We start from the raw sequence: 19509 nt of genomic DNA on the forward strand, positions 1-19509 counted from the left end.
CTCTTTAAAAAGCATCTTGCAACCAATGCAGTTGCGCGGGCTGCTGACAAATCGCGATAACATCAAAGCGCATATAGGTCTGATGTTCATCAAGTTTGTGTGATAGTAAATAAAATTGTGCACTGCGTCGAACCCGCTGACACTGGGCTGCGGTGATTTGCTCAACCACCGTGGCAAAGTCCTCATTACTGCGAGATTTGACCTCAACGAAGACCCAATGTTCACCGTCACGCATGATGATATCTATTTCGCCGAGGTCACAGCGGAAATTGCGTTCCACCAGGGTGAGTCCCTGTTGGGTCAGGTGATCTATCGCTTGATCTTCGCCGGCGTTGCCCTGCGCTTTACGAAGCATATTAGTCAGCTACTGCGGCCGGCTTAACAATATGGCCGTCATAGCGTGCCCAGTCTAGCTCACGCTTGATACCACCTGGTTGGCGTCTCAGATCACCGGTTAATCCGGCAATCCGAAAACCAGGTAAAGCTGCCATGGTGGTCAGGTTCTGGGTAAGTAACACGGCGTCATGGCCAAAGGCTGCGAGTCGTGCAAGGTTATAATTCCAGTGGCGACGTAACTGCAATAGTTCACGCAGTCTGGGATACTGCGGGTGATTTGGCAGTAGCCACGGAACTTCGGTGAAGCGCACGTTATCAAGATCATTTTCGCTTAACTGATCACCGCGGATATGGCTTGCCGAGGTCGCGTATACCGGAATGGGAGTCATGAATGGCGCAATATTAACGTCGATAAAAGGCTTTAACAGGCGGTTTTGTTCGATAGGGCCGGGCAAAAATATCGCGTCAATATCGTCACGACTGCGCGCCTGAGCATCAACCAGAATCTTTCCCGCTGTTATTTTAACTTCCCAGATGCGTGCCTCACTAGCGGTAACGCCAAGCTTGTCCTGAACCACAGTTTTCATGTCGTCGGTGGTGCGGTAAACGCCGCTCTCAACGGTGCCATCGGGCTGTTTGGCGAGGAAGTAGTCGCGGAACACGCTGATAGCTTCCTGGCCCCGGTTGCTATCTGCTGCAAGAATTAACGGGTGCTTTACTCCACGTTCGACCAGGGTTTCCGCCACCTGGCGGATCTCCATTTCTGGCGCCAATGCGTACCACAAATCCGGTTGTGCCATAAGCTCATCAACGGTATTTAACGCGATCCAACGCACCTCTGTGCTGGCTAAAATCTGGTTGTCGATCTTACCAATCTGCTCGCGTAATAATGGACCGATCAGGGTGTCCGCCTGGACCTTCTGCAGTTCTTCACCGAGGTTTGCGTAATCGAAAGTGGTACTATCGCGAACGGTAATACTCAGGTCCTGCTGGTCCTCCAGGGCCATTACCATACCATCGAGCACAGCCTGGCCCTGCTCGGCAAATGGGCCACTTAGCGGTAACAGGACCAACGCATGGCGATCGGTTTCGGCGTACTGGAGTTGCTCACGCAGTTGACTTGCGAGTGCGTTCGCCTCATGTCTTGGATGACGTAGTTGCCAGCCCTGAACGGCACTGGAGTCACTGGCTTCGGCTTGCTGATGAGCGGCGCGCAACAGCGACAACCAAGCTTCCGCATCGGCCCCACGGGCAGTGAGAGCCGCTGGGTTTTGGGCACTACGTAAATACAGCCACGACTGCTCAGGTTCTGTGGCGGCCTGACCCAATGCGAGCAAATTGAGTTGATACTGTGCGGTATCCTGTGTGCGTTGCAGCTGCCAGGCGAGGTCGCGTGCGAAACGTAGGGCGTCCACTTGTTGTTCACCGCCTTGTTGCGCATCTTTAGCCAGTAGCTCGGTTAAACCTTCCTGCGCTTCACGTAATAGTCCCTGACTAGCAAGCCACTGCAGTCTGGCAAGTCGGTATTGGCGTTGTTGCGAAGGCGATAAGGACGCAACTGAAGGCTCAAGCTGGCTTAGCAATAATGCACTGGTCTGCCACTGATTTTCGCTTTGCAGTCGTTGCACCTGCGTAAGCAGATAACGCCGTTGGGCTGCTTCATTGGGTTGTCTTTCGAGCTCGGCCAGGATCTGTTCCAGCGATTGTATTGAAACCGCAGCTTCTGGCTCACTGAAATTAGGAACCTGGGGTTCGACAGTGGATGAGTCATCGGTTCGATCCGGTGCCGATGCGCAGGCCACCAAACTACAAACAACGATGCACAGGGCTAGTTTCTTTGGCACAATAGCAAAGTTCACCAATTTAACACTCACACTTGGTTCGGCTGTAAAGGTTTGACATAGACATACTATAAACCTAGCTGTGCAGTGACACAACGCAACAGAGCGAATCTTACAAGGGGTTAACATGCTTCACGCAGCTCCGGGCATACTTTATATCGTGCCGACACCTATTGGTAATCTTGGCGATTTATCGCCCCGGGCCCAGGATGTGCTTAGTTCCGTAGCGGCAATCGCTGCAGAAGATACCCGTCATAGCCGTCAGTTGTTGCAGCAATTTGCTATAAAAAATGACGTCTTTGCGCTGCATGAACACAATGAGCGTGAGCGCGCCGCTAAGGTCATCGAGCGATTACAGAGTGGCGACTCAATTGCTTTGATCAGCGATGCCGGTACACCGTTGATCAGCGACCCTGGTTATGTGTTGGTACAGCAGTGTCGTGCGGCGGGCGTTAAAGTTGTGGCCTTGCCGGGGCCTTGTGCTATTACCACAGCGCTTTCTGCGGCCGGATTACCAACGGATCGTTTTACTTTCGAAGGTTTTCTGCCGGCGAAACCACAGCAACGTCGGAAAGCCTTGAGCGCCTTACTCGATGAGCCACGCACCATGGTGTTTTACGAATCACCGCATCGCATCCTGCATACGCTGAAAGACCTGCAAGAGGTGATGGGCAATGATCGTTCATTAGTCGTCGCCCGTGAGCTGACCAAGCAATTTGAAACTTATTTAAGCGGTAGTATCAGCGAGGTACTGCAACAGGTTGAAGTGGACAGCAACCAACAACGCGGTGAGTTTGTGCTGGTGTTGGCCGGCGCTCCGGTACAGGAGTTTGCCGCAGCAGATGAACAACAAGCTTTGCGGACCGTACAACTATTGCGTCAGCATCTGCCTTTGAAGAAAGCCGCCGCCTGCGCCGCGGAAATTCATGGTGTGCGTAAAAACCAGTTGTACCAACTGGCGTTAGACGCCGATAACACGTAGAATGCGCCGCAGAGTTAGCCAGACAATCGCTGCTTGCCAGAGTTCGCTCAGGTAAGGGGAGGAAAGTCCGGGCTCCACAGGGCAGGGTGCCAGATAACGTCTGGGCGGCGCGAGCCGACGACCAGTGCAACAGAGAGTAAACCGCCGATGGCCTGCGCAAGCAGGATCAGGTAAGGGTGAAAGGGTGCGGTAAGAGCGCACCGCGCGGCTGGCAACAGTTCGTGGCACGGTAAACTCCACCCGGAGCAAGGTCAAATAGGGGTTCATTGGCGCGGCCCGCGTTGAACCCGGGTAGACTGCTTGAACGCTAGAGTGATTTAGCGGCTAGACGAATGATTGTCCACGACAGAACCCGGCTTATCGGCTAACTCGCTGATTAAAACGTTTGGTGTAGTCAATGAAGGTGTCCAGGCGCATGCTTTGGCCATAGTAGAAACCCTGCTGATAGTGACAGTTTTTGCTTTGCAGAAACTCAACTTGAGCGCGGGTTTCGACACCTTCGGCGACCACCTGTAGCTCCAATGTGTGGGCAATTCGGATAAGCACCTCAACCAACGCCTTCTGCTGTTTATTTTCCGGCACACCTTTCATAAATGCGCGATCGATTTTTATCACGTCAATCGGGTAATAGCGCAAGTAATTCAGACTCGAATAACCGGTACCAAAGTCATCTATGGCTAAATGCACACCGGCGCGGCGTAGCCGGCGTAAACTTTTTACCTGTCGTTCCTGATTGCGCATCAGCATGGATTCGGTGATTTCCAACATCAGCCGATCAGGCGGCATGTTTGCCTGCTCCATGGCCATGAGCCAATCGCCAGCAACGTCTTTATCGTTAAACTCTCGCGGCGAGCGGTTAACCGCGACGGTCAAATCTAAACCGGCATCGCGCATCACTTGCCAGTCATGAATGACTTGTTTCAGTACAAACTCACCTAACCAGACGATGGCGCCGGTTTTTTCCGCAATCGGAATAAATTCACAGGGTGGAATTTCGCCATGTTCCGGATGGTGCCAGCGAATTAAGGCTTCGCAACGGGTCAAGCGGCCACTTACCGTTTCTATAACCGGCTGATATTCTACATGAAATTCGTTGGTGTCCAGCGCGTTGATCATCTGATGATGTAAGGCAATGTGCTGTTCGGTGTTTTGTCGTAAGGTTTCATCGTAAAACGCAACCGACAGTGAGCCAGTCGATTTGGCCGCATACATAGCCAGCTCAGAACACTTAATCAGTTGCTGCGGCTGCCGGGCATCCTCCGGATACATCGCGATGCCAACGCTTGCCGTGACATTAATATGATTTTGTTCGATATCAGCGGTATTAAGGAGATCACTGACAATAGCTTTAGCGCGTTGCTCGGCTTGCGCAGGAGTTTGCACGTCGGCGAGTACCACGCTGAACTCGTCGCCGCCAACCCGGGCAAGCAAGTCATGTTCGCGCAACGATTGGCGGATTTGCTTGGCGACATGCATCAACAGGGCATCGCCCACATCCTGGCCGAGGGCATCGTTGATATCGCGCAGGTGATCAAGATCAAGCATCACCAGCGCGAATCGATGCTGCTGACTGCAGTCACGGATACGCTGCTGCAGTTGTTGCTGAAAGTAATTGCGGTTAGCCAGACCTGTCAGCGGGTCGAAGCGCGCCTGATAACTGATGGTATGCACGGCCCGGCGCAAGCGTTGCTGGGTGAGAATTAGTATGGCAAAAGCGGCAACAATAAGTCCGGTTAGAGACAAGCCGATCAGCCAGTGCAAAAAGAAGTCGTTTTGCTCGTCAATCCAGCTACCGTCGCGCGGCGCAATAGCAAGTTCCCACCTGTCGCCCGGTACTTGTACATGGCTAATGATCGGGTCGTGCTCAAGTACTTCGGCATCACCAGCAATCAAAGTGCCGCGACCGGAGAGTGACTTGCGATGAATTACAAAGTGGTATTCGGGGTGATCATAAAAGGCAATCTGACTGAACAAGTGTTCGTGCTTGATTACCAGCGAAGCAATCCCCCAGAAACTACCATCGGCCTGGAAAATCGGTAAGCGCGCAATAAACGCCGTGCCTCCCTGCAGCAAATCGACCGGACTACTTAAAATAATGTCGCGACTACCGATAGCCTGCAGAATTTCATGATATTGGTCTTTAACATTGCGGTAATCGAGACCCAGTAACTGTTCATTACCAGCCAGTGGATAAATAAAACTGATGCGCAAGTCAGGAGCGAGGGCCAGGTGACTGATATCAAGATCTGTATTGAGGAATTCATCAATAATTTTTTGCAGCCGCATGCGGTCAGGGGTGTCCTGCCACAGAATTTCTGGTTTCAACGCGCGCAATACCAGCACATTCGCCTGAATGCGTTGCTCTATACTTGCTCGCATCGAGCTCATGTGTTCCAACGCACGGCGTTTCTCGGCTTCGCGCTCTTGTTCACGTTCGGTATCGACAATCAGGTAAACAGCAAAGAGCAAAGCGCTGGCAATCAAAGCGAGGGCAAAAAAATCACGGAACATGCGCCAGCGTGCCTGAGCCGGCGTAAGTGGGTGGGATGCTCTCGTTAAGTCGCTGATAAATTTACGCAATGTTTTAATTATTTTTGTTAGTCAGGCGTGTTTTAGCATCTTCTAGTACATTGTGCGGTGCGTCAAGCCCTGTCGCATGTCGCAAACTCCCCTTTTTTTCTTGACAGTAGTAAAGATCGGCACCTAGACTGTCACATTGTGGGGATTTGTGGGTAATAGTGGATCAAATTTATGTTTCGTGGTGCAGCAGCATTAAGTCTAGATGACAAAGGCCGTCTTGCGATACCAGCAAAGTATCGCAAGAGCCTTATGCTTGATTGCGAAGGCCAAATGGTCTGTACCATCGATATCAAGCAGCCTTGCTTGCTGTTATACCCTTTGCCGGAATGGCAAATCATCGAACAAAAGCTTACCACCTTATCCAGCATGAACCCCGCGGAGCGTCGTCTCCAACGTTTGCTGTTAGGCCACGCCGAAGACTGCCAGATGGACAAGAATGGCCGTATCCTGATCGCGCCAACCCTGCGTCAACACGCAGATTTGGATAAAAAGATCATGATCATCGGTCAGTTGAACAAGTTCGAACTCTGGTCAGATGCGGCATGGCAAGAACAGGTCGCTGCTGATATGGCAGCAGAACAACAAGACGATTTGGCACTTAGTGATCGACTACAAGACTTCTCATTATAATGACAAAAGCGCCGCAACATGTCTCGGTGCTGTTACAGGAGTCACTTGAGGCTCTTGCCATCAGACCAGACGGAATTTATCTCGATGCCACCTTCGGAAGAGGGGGGCACTCACGTGCCATTTTGTCGCAACTCAATGACCAGGGACGTTTAATCGCGCTCGACCGTGACCCCACCGCGATCGAAGCTGCTGAAGCCCTGCGTGATGACCCACGCTTTACTATAATCCACACTCCCTTTTCGCGTCTTGACGACGTGCTGGACGCGCAGCAATTGCGCGGCAAACTTGACGGTATCTTGTTTGATCTTGGCGTCTCATCCCCACAACTTGATGATGCCGAACGGGGCTTTAGCTTTATGCGCGAAGGCCCGTTAGACATGCGCATGGATACCAGCAGCGGCGTAACAGCAGCTGACTTTCTGAATACCGCAAGCGCTGATGAAATTGCCTTTGTGCTGCGTGAGTACGGCGAAGAACGCTTCGCCTGGCGTATCGCGCAGGCCATCGTGCAGCAGCGTGAAGCAATGCCATTGAGTACTACCAAGCAGTTGGCGGACTTGATTGACAAAGCCGTGCCGTTTAAGGATAAGCACAAGCATCCGGCGACCCGCAGCTTTCAGGGCATTCGCATCCACATTAACGGTGAGTTAGAGGAGATTGAGCACGCGTTAGCAGCGGCAGTCAGTGGTCTGAAACCCCATGGCCGACTCGCAGTGATCAGTTTTCACAGCCTTGAAGACCGCCTGGTTAAACGTTTCCTGCGCGCTCAAAGCAAAGGTAAAGAGATTCCGCCAGGGTTACCCCTGCGGGACGACCAGATTGATCGTGGACAGACCGTGAAATTGATCGGCAAAGCACATAAACCAAGTGCCGCAGAGACGCGTGAGAACCCGCGCGCACGCAGTTCGGTGTTAAGGGTTGCGGAGAGGTTAGCTTATGACCAGTAGCCGCGTACCAAGCTTGTTAACCGTATTATTTAACGATCTGCAACAGCAGAAGCTGGTACTGCTGCTGTTTAGCTGTATTTTGGCGACGGCGCTGGGGGTCATTTACGTTGCCCATGCCAATCGGTTGTTGACGATTGAGCGCGATGAGTTGTTGTCTCAACGTGACCAGATCGACATCGAGTGGCGCCATTTACAAATTGAGCAAACCGCCCTGACAGAGCACAGTCGGGTTGAGCGCATTGCCCGGCAGCGGCTTGGTATGGTCCGCCCGGAAGGTGAACAGGAGGTGCTGGTGCCATGGCAATAACACCTCGGAAAAGGAATCAGAAAAAAGGAATTCAGCCACATCTGGGACAGGGCCGGTTTTATTTCGCTCTGTTCATTGTATTTGGTGTGTTTGCCAGTCTGGTTGCGCGTGCCGCCTATATCCAGGTGATTGAGCCGGAGCAACTTATCTACGAAGGCGATCGCCGCTCGTTGCGCATGGATCCAACCACGGTACAACGTGGCACTATCGTTGACCGTCATGGCCGGGAACTGGCAGTAAGTGTGCCGGTGCAAACGGTTTGGGCAGATCCGCAACGGGTCCATGAAGGTCAGGGATTAGCCAATCGCGAACGCTGGCTGGCGCTGGCCGAGGTGTTCCGCACCGACGTCGACAGTCTGATGGAGCGTGTGGCGGATCCCAAGCGCCGTTTTGTTTACCTTGAGCGCAAGGTAACGCCGGCAGTCGCTGACTACGTACGCCAGTTGGGAATTCCCGGGGTGTACCTGAAAACTGAATCACGCCGGTTTTATCCGGTCGGTGAGATTACCGCGCATTTGGTGGGTTTCACGGACATAGATGGAAACGGTATCGAGGGGCTTGAAGCCGCTTATAACGAGGTTCTTACAGGGAAGCCGGGTGAACGGCTGTATCGCAAGGATGCACAAGGACGGGTTGTTGAGGAAGTGCGAGCCACAGACGCTGAACAACCACAACAACTAACGCTAAGTATCGATCAACGTTTGCAATCCCTGGCCTATGCCGAGTTAAAAAAAGCCGTGCGCTATCATCAGGCAACCTCGGGTTCAGCAGTGATTGTTGATGTTGACACTGGCGAAGTGCTGGCGATGGTCAACAGCCCGTCCTTTAACCCGAATAACCGCACTGACTGGCAGCCGCACCGGATGCGTAATCGCGTGATTACCGATGCCTACGAACCCGGCTCCACCATGAAGCCGTTGGTGGTTCTGGCCGGGCTCGAGTCAGGTGCAATTGAGGTCGATACAGTCATCGATACCAATCCGGGTTGGATGCGACTCGGCGGTCGTCGCGTCAGTGACCCTACCAATCGCGGCGAGCAAAGCATTACCGAAATTTTACAGAACTCCAGCAACATGGGTTCATCCAAGATTGCTCTACTCACAGGCGTTGAACAGCTGTTGGCGACTTACGCTGCAGTTGGACTCGGCAACGACACAGGTATTGGCATGATTGGTGAAAGTTACGGGGTACTGCAGCATCGTACCCGTTGGTCCGACTTTGAAGTCGCGACTTTGTCTTTTGGCTATGGACTGACAGCAACAACTTTGCAGCTGGCCCAGGCCTATACGGTAATAGCAAATGGCGGCGTATTTCGTCCGCTGACCATTCAGCGTCGCGCTGAAGGTGAACTCCCGCCCGGACGTCAGGTGGTATCTCGCGAGAATGCTGAGGCAGTATTGCTGATGCTGGAACAAGTGGTCGCCGATGGCAGTGCAAAAAACGCCCGGGTACCTGGCTATCGCGTGGCTGGCAAAACCGGTACGGCCCGTAAAGCCATAGCAGGCGGTTACGGTGACGAATATGTGACACTTTTTGCCGGAGTGGCTCCAGTCAGTGATCCGCGCATTGCGGTGGTTGTGACTATCAACGAACCAAGTGGTGATGACTACTACGGTAGCACCGTGTCGGCGCCAATTTTTGCTGAGATTGTCGGTGATGCGTTGCGCGCCATGAATGTGCCACCGGATCATTTAGAAGACACTCAGTTACACGTCGCGGGTTTTGGAGGTGGACAATGATTCATCTGCCACAATTGTTGCCCGTTTACCCATTACCTTTACCTGATGTTGCCATCGGCGGTCTCAAGTTGGACAGCCGGCAGGTGGCATCAGGTGATGCTTTTGTCGCGGTACCTGGCTATCAGGTGGATGGGCGCGATTACATTGACGCTGCAATCACCGCTGGCGCAAGTGTAGTGCTGTGTGAATCCGATGGTGTTGACGTCGAGCAACGCGGCGACACCATCATTGTTGAAGTGCCCCAGCTAAAAGAGCAGTTATCAAAAATTGCTGCCCGTTTTTATGACGAACCGGCCCGTCATATACAGGTCGTCGGTGTCACCGGGACCAATGGCAAAACTTCAGTGACGTACCTGATTGCCCAGCTACTGCAAGCATTAGGCGTAAAAGCTGGGGTGATTGGCACCACCGGCAGTGGCTTTCCAGGCGCATTGTTGCCGGAAACTCATACCACGCCGGACCCTATCGCAGTGCAGCAACGTTTGGCGACCTTGCGTGCTGAAGGCGCGGCCGTGGTGGCAATGGAAGTATCTTCCCATGCACTGGTGCAACGTCGGGTCGAAGCTATTCCGTTCGCCATTGGGGTGGCGACCAACATTAGCCGGGATCATCTCGATTATCACGGCACTATGGCCAACTATGCCGGGGCAAAACGCCGGCTGTTTACCGAACTGGATACGGCGCAATCTGTACTCAATTGTGACGACGCCGCACTTAGTGCCTGGTTACCGGATCGTCCTGACACCTGGCGCTTTAGCCTACACCCACAGCAACACGAGCATGGCGTGTATGCCACAGCCATCCATTACGGTGATAGCGGTACTGAGTTTACGCTCAATGTGCCTGATACCGATGGTCGGTCAAGCTATCCGGTAGCTTCGCCGCTACTGGGCGAATTTAATGTCTATAACCTGCTGGCAGCGATTGTCACGGTTGCGCGCTTAGGCCATAGCTGGGATGTGATTTGTCAGGCGGTGCGAACCCTGCACCCAGTGCCCGGGCGGATGGAAGCCTTTACTCAGCAGGGCCGGCCATTAGTAATCGTTGACTACGCCCATACTCCGGACGCGCTACAACAAGTCCTGACCGCTGTGCGGCGGCATTGCCATGGTGAGCTTTGGTGTCTGTTTGGTTGTGGCGGCGACCGTGATCGCGGGAAGCGTCCACAGATGGGTGCTGTTGCCGCTCAGTTTGCCGACCGTGTGGTCGTGACCGATGACAATCCGCGCACCGAAGATCCTGCCCAAATTGTACGCGATATTCTGACAGGAATACCGCAGCAGGATCATGTGGAGGTAGTGGCGGGGCGTCGGCAGGCCGTTACGGCAACCATTGCTAAGGCTCAACCCAAAGATGTGGTGGTGTTGGCAGGCAAGGGCCATGAAGATTATCAAGTGATTGGTCAGCAGCGCATTGCGTACGACGAGCGAGCGCTGGTGGCTGAGTTATTAGCGACCCAAAACGTGAATGGGGGGCTGTCATGATTAAAACTGATATGCAGTGGATATGTCGTGCCGTTGATGGTCAGTTGTTTGGTGATAACTGCAGTATCGATGCGGTCAGCACCGATACCCGTGACTTACCCGAAGGCTGCTTGTTTATCGCGCTGCAGGGCCCTAATTTCGACGCCCATGAGTTCGCCGCAGACGCCGTTAGCAAAGGTGCAAAAGCATTGATGGTTGCGCGCCACGTGCAGTTGCCGGAAGGACAGCAGGTACCCCAAATCGTGGTGAAAGATACGCGCTACGCGCTCGGGCAGTTAGGTGCCGCAGTCAAAGCCAGTGTGCAGCCCAAGACCATCGCGATTACCGGCAGCAGCGGTAAAACCACAGTGAAAGAAATGCTGGCGGCCATTTTACGGACCCAGGGCAACGTTCTCGCTACGGCGGGGAATTTTAACAATGACATCGGTGTGCCGCTTACTTTGTTGCGTTTAGAGCCAAGTCATGACATAGCGATCATCGAGCTTGGCGCCAACCATATAGGTGAGATCGGTTACACCACCCGTTTAACACAACCTGACGTGGCAATTATTAATAATGTTGCACCTGCTCATGTTGAAGGCTTTGGCAGTGTACATGGCGTGTTCCGGGCAAAATCTGAAATTTTTAAAGGCTTAAATGCTGATGGTCTGGCGCTGACGCCGATCCGCTCGGAATTTGCGCCAAGCTGGCAGAAGCAGATTACCCATTGCCAGCATTTAACCTTTGGCCAAGACGAAGCTGCGGCGATTCGCGCCACCGACGTGACCCTGAATGAACAAGGCTGCGCACATTTTCGGGTACACCTCGACAGTGCCCTGACCGGTACCGCCGAAACGGCTGAAATTCAGCTGAATCTGCCAGGTTTACATAACGTTGACAATGCACTGGTAGCCATAGCTGCGGCGGTTGCGGTAGGTTGTCCGCTCGCTGATGCCCAGACTGCACTGGCCGGACTTAAACCCGTCCCCGGACGCATGCACGTGATGCCGTTAAGTGACCAGATCAAACTCATTGATGACAGTTACAACGCCAATGTAGGGTCGGTCAAAGCCGCGCTCGATATGCTCGCGGTATACCCCGGCTGGCGCATGATGGTGCTCGGCGATATGGGAGAGCTTGGTGAGCAGGCCCGCCACTATCATGAAGAGGTGGGAGCTTATGCGATTCAAGCCGGAATTGACAACCTCTATACCTTGGGTGTGCTCAGCCAAAGTGCCAGTGAAGTCTTTAATGGCCGTGGAGGTAAACATTTCTCCACCAAAGATGCTCTGGTCGACGCCATTATCGACGTTGCCCAGCAGGCAAGTACGCCAATCACCATTTTAGTAAAAGGCTCGCGCAGTGCGCACATGGAGCAGGTGATTAGTGCATTACAGGAACGCGCGGCTGAATTGCACCCAAGCTTAAGCAAAGAAGAAGGAACCCAGGCATGCTAGTTTGGCTTGCTGAATACCTCACCCAGTTTGCGACCGGCTTCAACGTCGTCTCGTACCTGACCATGCGCGCTATCCTGAGCGTATTGACAGCATTGCTGATTGCGTTGTGGATGGGACCGCGGCTGATACGCTACTTGCAGCGGTTACAAATTGGTCAGTCGGTACGTGATGATGGTCCACAGTCGCACCTGAGTAAAGCGGGCACTCCGACCATGGGCGGCGTGCTCATTATTGCCGCTATTGTGCTCTCGACCCTGTTATGGGCGGACCTTTCCAATCGTTATGTACAGGTTGTACTTGGTGTGGTGATTGGCTTTGGCCTAGTTGGCTTTATCGATGATTACCGCAAAGTGGTACAAAAGAATTCACGTGGCTTACCGGCGAAATGGAAATATTTCTGGCAGTCGTTAATTGCCACAGTTGCAGCAGTATTCTTATACGCCAACGCTACCGTTGGTGCTGAGACACAGTTGCTGGTGCCGTTTTTTAAAGACGTGATGCCGCAATTGGGCATGCTTTACATATTGTTGGCTTATTTTGTCGTGGTCGGCACCAGTAACGCGGTGAACCTGACCGATGGCCTGGATGGTCTGGCGATTGTGCCGGTGATTATGGTTGCCGGAGCTTTAGGGATTTTTGCCTACGTGTCGGGCAACATCAATTTTGCTGCGTATCTGAATATTCCGCACCTGCCATTATCCGGCGAGTTGCTGGTTGTCTGTACTGCAATTTGCGGGGCAGGGTTAGGTTTCCTTTGGTTTAACACCTACCCGGCGCAAGTATTTATGGGCGATGTCGGCTCACTTACCTTAGGTGCTGCGTTAGGCATTATCGCTGTGATGGTTCGTCAGGAACTCGTTTTATTCATCATGGGCGGGGTGTTTGTGATGGAAACCGTATCGGTGATGTTGCAGGTGGGCTCGTTTAAGTTGCGCGGTAAACGCGTATTCCGGATGGCACCTATCCATCACCATTATGAATTGAAAGGCTGGCCGGAGCCGCGCGTTATCGTGCGGTTCTGGATCTTATCAATCGTGTTCGTGCTGATTGGTCTGGCGACCCTGAAGCTGCGTTAAGGAGATACCTTGAGTTACCTTGCTGCACTACGCAATTACGAAGTTATCGGAGTGGTCGGCCTCGGCCAATCCGGACTTTCGTGCGTGCGTTTCCTGCTGCAACAAGGTATCCGGCCGCTGGTATTTGATACCCGCAACGAACCACCGCTAACTGACGCGTTACGGGAGCTCGACACTAGTATTGAGCTGTTTGCCGGCGAACTTGATATCGGTGAACTTGCAGCGTGCGATGTATTGATTGTCAGCCCGGGGCTGGACTTACGGATGCCGGCACTGCAAATGGCACATGATGCGGGTATTCCGTTGGTTGGCGATGGCGATATTTTCGCCCAGTATGCGAAAGCCCCGGTCATAGGCATTACTGGCTCGAACGGTAAATCAACGGTTACTAAGCTAGTCGGTGAACTGCTGGCCGCAGCAGGTAAGAAAGTAGCCGTTGGCGGTAACATTGGTGTACCGATGCTGGATGTGCTGGCTGACGATATTGATTTTTATGTACTGGAGCTTTCGAGCTTCCAGCTTGATAGTCTGCATGATTTACAACTGCAGGCGGCAACCTTACTGAATATCAGCGACGACCATCTGGATCGTTACGCTGACCGTCACGCCTACGCTCAGGCCAAGCAAAATATTTATACCAATGCCAGACAAGGTGTATGGAATCGTGACCAGCGTGCTACCGCACCGGAGCATCTGCCGCTCGCACGGCAGTTAAGTTTTGGCAGCGATGCGCCCGATGCGGAAGCGCCGGGGCTGTTCGGTCTGGTTATGCATGACAATGCGCTGCACATCAGTGTTGCTGAGCAGCCGTTAATCGCCGCCAGTGAATTGCAACTGACCGGCATCCACAACCTGCTGAACGTTCAGGCAGCGCTGGCGTTAGTGCACAGTGTCGGCGTTGAATTGTCTCTCATTCTCCCTGCGTTACGCGAATTCAAAGGTCTGCCGCACCGCTGTGAGCTGGTTGCAGAGCACCATGGCGTGCGCTGGATAAACGACTCCAAGGCAACCAACATTGGCGCAGCGGAAGCTGCGATTCAGGGACTGCGGCCGTTGGTTAGTGGCAAACTGATACTGATTGCAGGCGGCGATGGCAAAGGTGCAGACTTTGCAACATTCCGCGATGCTTTAGATCAGGTTGATGAGCTTATTGTGCTCGGGCGTGACGCAGAACGGATCGCTCAGCATCATCCGTGTGTGACCCGGGTGCAAACGCTGGATGAGGCGGCGCACGCTGCCGCCAGACTAGCGGACAAGGACAGTGTTGTGCTGCTTGCGCCTGCGTGTGCAAGTCTGGATATGTTCAGTAACTACCAGGAACGCGGTGAGCTATTCAAGCGCGCGGTGCAGGAGCAGATTAAATCAGCGGGTAAAACTACGGAGGTGGCACATGACTAATGCTGCAGCGCTTCGTAGTAAGAAGCTACAAGAGCAGAAAGCGCGCAAAGAGCGTAATGAACAGCAACTTGAACTGAGCATACAGGAAGTTGCGGCGGCGCAATCACCCTGGACACGGATTCGTGACTGGTGGTTGCCTGAGCAAAGTATATTATTCGACCGCGTGTTGCTGTGGCTGGCGCTAGGTTTGTTAACCTTTGGCTTTGTTATGGTCAGCTCCGCTTCATTCCCGATAGCCGAGCGGTTAACCGATAATCCGTTCCATTTCGTGGTTCGTCACTGCATGTACCTGGTGCTGGGTGTCGCCCTCTTAGCAACGGTCATACAAATCCCGTCAGACTGGTGGTTTAAAGGTAGTGGCGTGTTATTGCTAGGCGCGTTGGCCTCCCTGATTCTAGTGCTGATCGTTGGCCATGAAGTTAACGGCGCCCGTCGCTGGATTAAAATAGGGCCGATGACCTTACAGGTGGCAGAGCTGGCGAAGCTGTTCTTCGTGGTTTACCTGGGTAGCTATCTGGCCCGGCGTATCGACCTGGTGCAGGAAAACCTGCGTGAATTTATAAAACCGCTGGTAGTGCTGTTTTTCTTCGCGGTGTTGTTGTTGATGCAACCGGATTTTGGCTCGTTAGCGGTGATGGTCAGTATCGTTGTCGGCATGCTGTTTTTAGCCGGTGCACGGTTGTGGCAGTTCTTCGCCATTATGATCGTACTGGCCTTCGGACTGACCCTGCTGATTATTAAAGAGCCTTACCGGATGCAGCGGGTCACCTCCTTTCTCGACCCCTGGCAAGACCCCTTCGGCAGCGGCTATCAGCTGACCCAGTCACTGATGGCCTTTGGTCGCGGTGACTGGTTCGGTCAGGGACTTGGCAACAGTATTCAGAAATTACAGTACCTGCCGGAAGCTCATACCGACTTCATTATGGCAGTGGTTGGCGAAGAACTGGGCTTCATCGGTATCGTTGCGGTATTGCTGGCGGTGTTTGGCATTGTGATACGCGCCTTGCTGATTGGCCGTCGTGGACTGCAGATCGACCAACGCTTCGGCGCCTTTGTCGCCTATGGAATTGGTATTTGGTTCGCTTTTCAGGCGCTGGTCAATATTGGCGCCGCAGCCGGCATGTTGCCCACCAAGGGCTTGACGCTGCCGCTGGTATCTTATGGTGGTACCAGCTTGCTGATCAGTTGTGTCGCTCTGGGGTTATTGCTGCGTATTGATTATGAAATTCGGGTGGCGAGTGTGAAGGTCGCGCCACGTTCAGGGGTACGGCGCCGGAGGGCTTCGACATGAGTCAGATTATGATCGCAGCCGCTGGTACTGGCGGACACGTGTTCCCTGCCTTGGCAGTTGCCGAACAGTTACGTGAGCGTGGACACGAGGTGATTTGGCTGGGTACCACGGAGCAACGGCTTGAAGCGCAGGTGGTGCCAGCGGCAGGCTTTACACTCGAGCAGATTTCCATGCAAGGACTGCGCGGTCACGGCTTCTTGCGCAAGCTGATGATGCCACTGCGTATGATGAAAGCTATTAGTCAGTGCCGCAACTTATATCGCAAGCACAACACCCAGCTGGTGTTGAGTTTCGGTGGCTACGTTTGTGGGCCGGCGGGGCTTGCGGCGAAAGCGGCGGGCATTCCGCTGCTGGTACACGAACAAAATGCCGTCGCCGGACTTACCAATAAGATGCTGGCGCGTTTTGCTCAGCACGTGATGGTTGGTTTTGCCGCGGCGCAGCAGCAGCTCCCGCAGGCGGAAGTGACCGGTAACCCGTTGCGCGCCGACTGGCTCGCGGCACAGCAACAGAGTAAAGCGAAATCTGACGATAACTTACGCCTGCTGGTCGTTGGCGGCAGCCTCGGCGCCCAGGCGTTAAACCAGGCGGTGCCCGAGGCGTTGGCGCAATTGAGCCAGCGTGACAAATTAGAGGTGCTGCACCAGTGTGGCAAAGGTCGTATCGCTGAAGTTGAACTTGCCTACAGGGAGCGTGGCCTGGAGCAGGTTGAAGTGGTCGAGTTTATTAACAGCATGCATGCAGCTTACGCCAATGCCGATGTGGTGATTTGCCGGGCGGGCGCCTTAACTGTCAGCGAGTTGGCAGTCGTGGCTACTCCGGCAATATTTGTGCCGTTACCGCACGCAGTGGATGATCATCAGACTGCCAACGCCAACGAACTGGTGCGCGCAGGTGCTGGCGCCTTGCTGCCGCAGCATGAATTAGAACGTATCAAGCCGTTAGTCGAATTACTTGAAGCCTGGCTGGCGGCACCTGAACTATTAGCACAAATGCGTACGCGTGCAGAAGCCGCTGCGCGTCCGGATGCCACCGCTGTCGTGGTCGAGAGGTGTGAGCAATGGCTATGAAGTCACCATCATTTACCGTCGTAAGCGTGCCAGAGATGCGTCGTGTCCGCCGTATCCATTTTGTCGGTATCGGCGGCGCCGGTATGGGTGGTATTGCCGAAGTTCTGTTAAACCAGGGCTATGAGATTACTGGCTCTGACCTGGCTGAGAATACCAACACCAAACGACTGGCTGAACGGGGCGCGACCATTTATATCGGCCACGACGCAGCCAATGTCAGCGGTGCTGATGTGATTGTGGTCAGTTCAGCCATCGATGCCGGTAATGCCGAATTAAAAGCTGCTCAGGCAGCCTTTATTCCGCAAGTCCGGCGTGCCGAAATGCTGGCTGAGCTAATGCGTTTCCGTCATGGCGTCGCTGTTGCCGGAACCCATGGCAAAACCACCACCACCTCATTGCTGGCGAGTATTTTCGCTGAAGCTGAGCTGGACCCAACTTTTGTCATTGGCGGTTTGTTGAACAGTGCCGGCAGCAATGCACGACTGGGATCGAGTAAATACCTGATTGCCGAGGCTGATGAGTCTGATGCATCTTTTCTGCATTTGCAGCCGATGGTCGCGGTGGTGACCAACATTGAAGCGGATCACATGGACACCTACGGCGGTGATTTTAACCGCCTGCTCGACACTTATATCGACTTTTTGCATAACTTGCCGTTCTACGGGTTAGCCGTAATGTGCATTGATGATCCGGTGATCCGGAACCTGTTGTCGCGCGTTGGCCGTCAGTTCACCACTTATGGTTTCAGCGACGACGCTGATGTGCGTGGCGCGGATTACCAACAGCAGGGCGGGCAAAGCCATTTTACCGTACATCGGAAAGATAAAGCGCCATTAACGGTCACGGTGAATTTGCCGGGCCGTCATAATGTGTTAAATGCGCTGGCGGCTATTGCCGTCGCAACCGATGAAGGCATCGATGATGAAGCCATTCAGCGGGCGTTAGAGAAATTTGATGGCATCGGCCGGCGGTTTCAGTTGCTGGGGCAGTATCCAGCAGAACGAGACGACCAGCGTGGCGAAGTCATGCTGATTGATGACTATGGTCATCACCCGACGGAGGTCGCGGCGACTATTGCTGCTGCGCGCGCCGGTTGGCCTGACCATCGTTTAGTTATGGCGTTTCAACCGCATCGTTACTCGCGTACCCGCGATCTTTATGATGAGTTTGTCTCAGTTCTGGCCGAGGTTGATGTATTGCTGTTGCTTGATGTGTACAGCGCTGGTGAGGCACCGGTGCAGGGTGCGGACAGCCGCTCGCTGGCAAAGTCGCTACGTTTACGCGGCAAGGTCGAGCCGATTTATGTCGGCGACCGGGGTGAATTAATGCAAGTGCTGGCCGACGTATTGCAACCAAATGACATGTTGCTGGCGCAGGGTGCCGGGAATATTGGCGCTATCGCACGGGATCTGGCGGCCACTGAGTTGCAGCCCGATGCGCTGCGCAGTGCCGGCAAAGCTTTTACGGAGGAGCAGGCATGAGTGAATTTGGCAAAGTAGCTGTACTGCTTGGTGGTGACTCCGCAGAGCGCGAGGTTTCGCTACGCTCAGGTCAGGCGGTGGTGAAGGCGTTACGCAATGCTGGCATTGATGCGCATGCCTTTGATCCAGCGCACAATCCTCTGGCCGAACTTAAAGAACAAGGCTTTGACCGGGCTTTCAATGTATTGCATGGTCGCGGCGGTGAAGACGGTACCATTCAGGGGGCGTTGCACTACTTAGGCGTTCCTTACACAGGCAGCGGTGTACTGGCCTGCGCCCTGGCAATGGACAAAGTAAAAACCAAGCAGATCTGGCAGGCGTCCGGCTTGCCTGTCGCCCCGAGTGTGGTGGTGCAGAAAGGTCAGACGCTGGACTATCAAATGTTGCTTGGTGAACTGGGTGGCAAGGTGATGGTGAAGCCGGCACAAGAGGGTTCCAGCATTGGCATGAGTTCAGCGGCAAACGCCGAACAACTCGAGCAAGCGCTGGCCCTGGCATTTGAGTTCGACCATGAAGTGTTGGTGGAGAGCTGGTTAACCGGACCTGAATATACCGTGGCGTTATTAGGCAATAAGGCGCTGCCAGTGATTCGGCTGGAAACCACCCACGAATTTTACGATTACGATGCTAAGTATCAGGCTTCGGATACGCAATACCATTGCCCGGCTGGCTTGCACGAGGTTGAAGAAAACGCCTTACGCCATCTGGCTGAAGTTGCTTTTGCCAGCCTGGACGGAGCAGGCTGGGGACGCATCGATGTGATGTGCGATAAAGCCGGCAACTACCGGCTACTCGAAGCCAACATGGTGCCGGGAATGACAGAAAAGAGTTTAGTGCCGATGGCAGCAAAAGCAGCTGGAATGAGCTTTGAGCAGTTAGTCGTGGCGATATTACGCCACAGCGAGGGCTAA

General features: G+C 53.7%; 16 protein-coding genes, 1 other RNA gene and 1 pseudogene. 15 read left to right on the top strand and 3 right to left on the bottom strand.

The features are described 5' to 3' along the window. Positions 1–4: 4 nt before the first annotated feature. Entirely contained in the window at positions 5–355 is a 351-nt protein-coding gene (locus CWI69_RS08310) for a YraN family protein (protein ID WP_126763683.1), read from the bottom strand. Position 356: 1 nt separating this feature from the next. After that, complete coding sequence (locus CWI69_RS08315; RefSeq protein ID WP_157984259.1) at positions 357–2210, bottom strand: penicillin-binding protein activator; 1854 nt, start codon at positions 2208–2210, stop codon at positions 357–359. A 94-nt stretch (positions 2211–2304) separates the two neighbouring features. On the opposite strand from CWI69_RS08315, the gene rsmI reads away from it, so the two are divergent. Beyond that, the gene (gene rsmI / locus CWI69_RS08320; RefSeq protein WP_126763687.1) at positions 2305–3159 is read left to right on the top strand and encodes a 16S rRNA (cytidine(1402)-2'-O)-methyltransferase; all 855 of its coding nucleotides are present in this window, start codon (positions 2305–2307) and stop codon (positions 3157–3159) included. 10 nt (positions 3160–3169) lie between these two features. Continuing rightward, positions 3170–3535, top strand: an RNA gene (gene rnpB, locus CWI69_RS08325) — RNase P RNA component class A. Positions 3536–3591: 56 nt separating this feature from the next. Here the strand turns inward: rnpB and CWI69_RS12380 are convergent. After that, a pseudogene (locus CWI69_RS12380) lies at positions 3592–5445 on the bottom strand (putative bifunctional diguanylate cyclase/phosphodiesterase); the annotation flags it as partial. Between CWI69_RS12380 and CWI69_RS12320 the strand changes: the two are divergent. From CWI69_RS12320 to CWI69_RS08400, 13 genes are all read left to right on the top strand, one after another. Beyond that, on the top strand, positions 5389–5718 hold the full coding sequence (locus CWI69_RS12320) for a hypothetical protein (RefSeq protein WP_241971069.1): 330 nt from the start codon (positions 5389–5391) through the stop codon (positions 5716–5718). The pseudogene CWI69_RS12380 and the gene CWI69_RS12320 overlap by 57 nt on opposite strands. Positions 5719–5910: 192 nt before the next feature. Then, on the top strand, positions 5911–6369 hold the full coding sequence (gene mraZ, locus CWI69_RS08345) for a division/cell wall cluster transcriptional repressor MraZ (RefSeq protein WP_126763691.1): 459 nt from the start codon (positions 5911–5913) through the stop codon (positions 6367–6369). Next, positions 6366–7316 carry a 16S rRNA (cytosine(1402)-N(4))-methyltransferase RsmH gene (rsmH, locus tag CWI69_RS08350; protein ID WP_198678931.1) on the top strand — a complete coding sequence of 317 codons (951 nt, stop codon included), beginning with the start codon at positions 6366–6368 and terminating at the stop codon, positions 7314–7316. The genes mraZ and rsmH overlap by 4 nt, the downstream gene beginning before the upstream one ends. Next, positions 7306–7623 (top strand): cell division protein FtsL, encoded by a 318-nt coding sequence (gene ftsL / locus CWI69_RS08355; RefSeq protein WP_126763695.1) that lies wholly within the window; start codon positions 7306–7308, stop codon positions 7621–7623. Before rsmH ends, ftsL begins: the two co-directional genes overlap by 11 nt. Further along, on the top strand, positions 7614–9362 hold the full coding sequence (locus CWI69_RS08360) for a peptidoglycan D,D-transpeptidase FtsI family protein (protein WP_126763697.1): 1749 nt from the start codon (positions 7614–7616) through the stop codon (positions 9360–9362). Before ftsL ends, CWI69_RS08360 begins: the two co-directional genes overlap by 10 nt. Next, complete coding sequence (gene murE / locus CWI69_RS08365) at positions 9359–10846, top strand: UDP-N-acetylmuramoyl-L-alanyl-D-glutamate--2,6-diaminopimelate ligase (protein ID WP_126763699.1); 1488 nt, start codon at positions 9359–9361, stop codon at positions 10844–10846. Before CWI69_RS08360 ends, murE begins: the two co-directional genes overlap by 4 nt. Beyond that, on the top strand, positions 10843–12282 hold the full coding sequence (locus CWI69_RS08370) for a UDP-N-acetylmuramoyl-tripeptide--D-alanyl-D-alanine ligase (protein ID WP_126763701.1): 1440 nt from the start codon (positions 10843–10845) through the stop codon (positions 12280–12282). The genes murE and CWI69_RS08370 overlap by 4 nt, the downstream gene beginning before the upstream one ends. After that, a complete protein-coding gene (gene mraY, locus CWI69_RS08375) occupies positions 12276–13358 on the top strand; it encodes a phospho-N-acetylmuramoyl-pentapeptide-transferase (RefSeq protein WP_126763703.1) in 1083 nt (360 codons plus the stop codon). The genes CWI69_RS08370 and mraY overlap by 7 nt, the downstream gene beginning before the upstream one ends. Before the next feature lie 9 nt (positions 13359–13367). Then, positions 13368–14756: a UDP-N-acetylmuramoyl-L-alanine--D-glutamate ligase gene (gene murD / locus CWI69_RS08380; protein WP_126763705.1), complete on the top strand. Its 1389-nt coding sequence runs from the start codon at positions 13368–13370 to the stop codon at positions 14754–14756. Then, positions 14749–16047, top strand: coding sequence for a cell division protein FtsW (ftsW, locus tag CWI69_RS08385; protein WP_126763707.1), 1299 nt, complete (start codon positions 14749–14751; stop codon positions 16045–16047). Before murD ends, ftsW begins: the two co-directional genes overlap by 8 nt. Beyond that, positions 16044–17117, top strand: a complete 1074-nt coding sequence (gene murG / locus CWI69_RS08390; protein WP_126763708.1) for an undecaprenyldiphospho-muramoylpentapeptide beta-N-acetylglucosaminyltransferase — start codon at positions 16044–16046, stop codon at positions 17115–17117. The genes ftsW and murG overlap by 4 nt, the downstream gene beginning before the upstream one ends. After that, a complete protein-coding gene (gene murC, locus CWI69_RS08395) occupies positions 17108–18598 on the top strand; it encodes a UDP-N-acetylmuramate--L-alanine ligase (RefSeq protein WP_126763710.1) in 1491 nt (496 codons plus the stop codon). The genes murG and murC overlap by 10 nt, the downstream gene beginning before the upstream one ends. Continuing rightward, complete coding sequence (locus tag CWI69_RS08400; protein ID WP_126763712.1) at positions 18595–19509, top strand: D-alanine--D-alanine ligase; 915 nt, start codon at positions 18595–18597, stop codon at positions 19507–19509. The genes murC and CWI69_RS08400 overlap by 4 nt, the downstream gene beginning before the upstream one ends.

Origin of the sequence: Pseudidiomarina halophila, from assembly GCF_003987215.1 — a bacterium.
Classification (GTDB): domain Bacteria; phylum Pseudomonadota; class Gammaproteobacteria; order Enterobacterales; family Alteromonadaceae; genus Pseudidiomarina; species Pseudidiomarina halophila.

Bases quoted from the DNA above. Each gene is read 5' to 3' on its own strand.
- CWI69_RS08310 (WP_126763683.1), bottom strand. From the start codon at position 355: ATGCTTCGTAAAGCGCAGGGCAACGCCGGCGAAGATCAAGCGATAGAT.
- rsmI (WP_126763687.1), top strand. From the start codon at position 2,305: ATGCTTCACGCAGCTCCGGGCATACTTTATATCGTGCCGACACCTATT.
- mraZ (WP_126763691.1), top strand. From the start codon at position 5,911: ATGTTTCGTGGTGCAGCAGCATTAAGTCTAGATGACAAAGGCCGTCTT.
- ftsL (WP_126763695.1), top strand. From the start codon at position 7,306: ATGACCAGTAGCCGCGTACCAAGCTTGTTAACCGTATTATTTAACGAT.
- CWI69_RS08360 (WP_126763697.1), top strand. From the start codon at position 7,614: ATGGCAATAACACCTCGGAAAAGGAATCAGAAAAAAGGAATTCAGCCA.
- murE (WP_126763699.1), top strand. From the start codon at position 9,359: ATGATTCATCTGCCACAATTGTTGCCCGTTTACCCATTACCTTTACCT.
- CWI69_RS08370 (WP_126763701.1), top strand. From the start codon at position 10,843: ATGATTAAAACTGATATGCAGTGGATATGTCGTGCCGTTGATGGTCAG.
- mraY (WP_126763703.1), top strand. From the start codon at position 12,276: ATGCTAGTTTGGCTTGCTGAATACCTCACCCAGTTTGCGACCGGCTTC.
- ftsW (WP_126763707.1), top strand. From the start codon at position 14,749: ATGACTAATGCTGCAGCGCTTCGTAGTAAGAAGCTACAAGAGCAGAAA.
- murG (WP_126763708.1), top strand. From the start codon at position 16,044: ATGAGTCAGATTATGATCGCAGCCGCTGGTACTGGCGGACACGTGTTC.
- murC (WP_126763710.1), top strand. From the start codon at position 17,108: ATGGCTATGAAGTCACCATCATTTACCGTCGTAAGCGTGCCAGAGATG.
- CWI69_RS08400 (WP_126763712.1), top strand. From the start codon at position 18,595: ATGAGTGAATTTGGCAAAGTAGCTGTACTGCTTGGTGGTGACTCCGCA.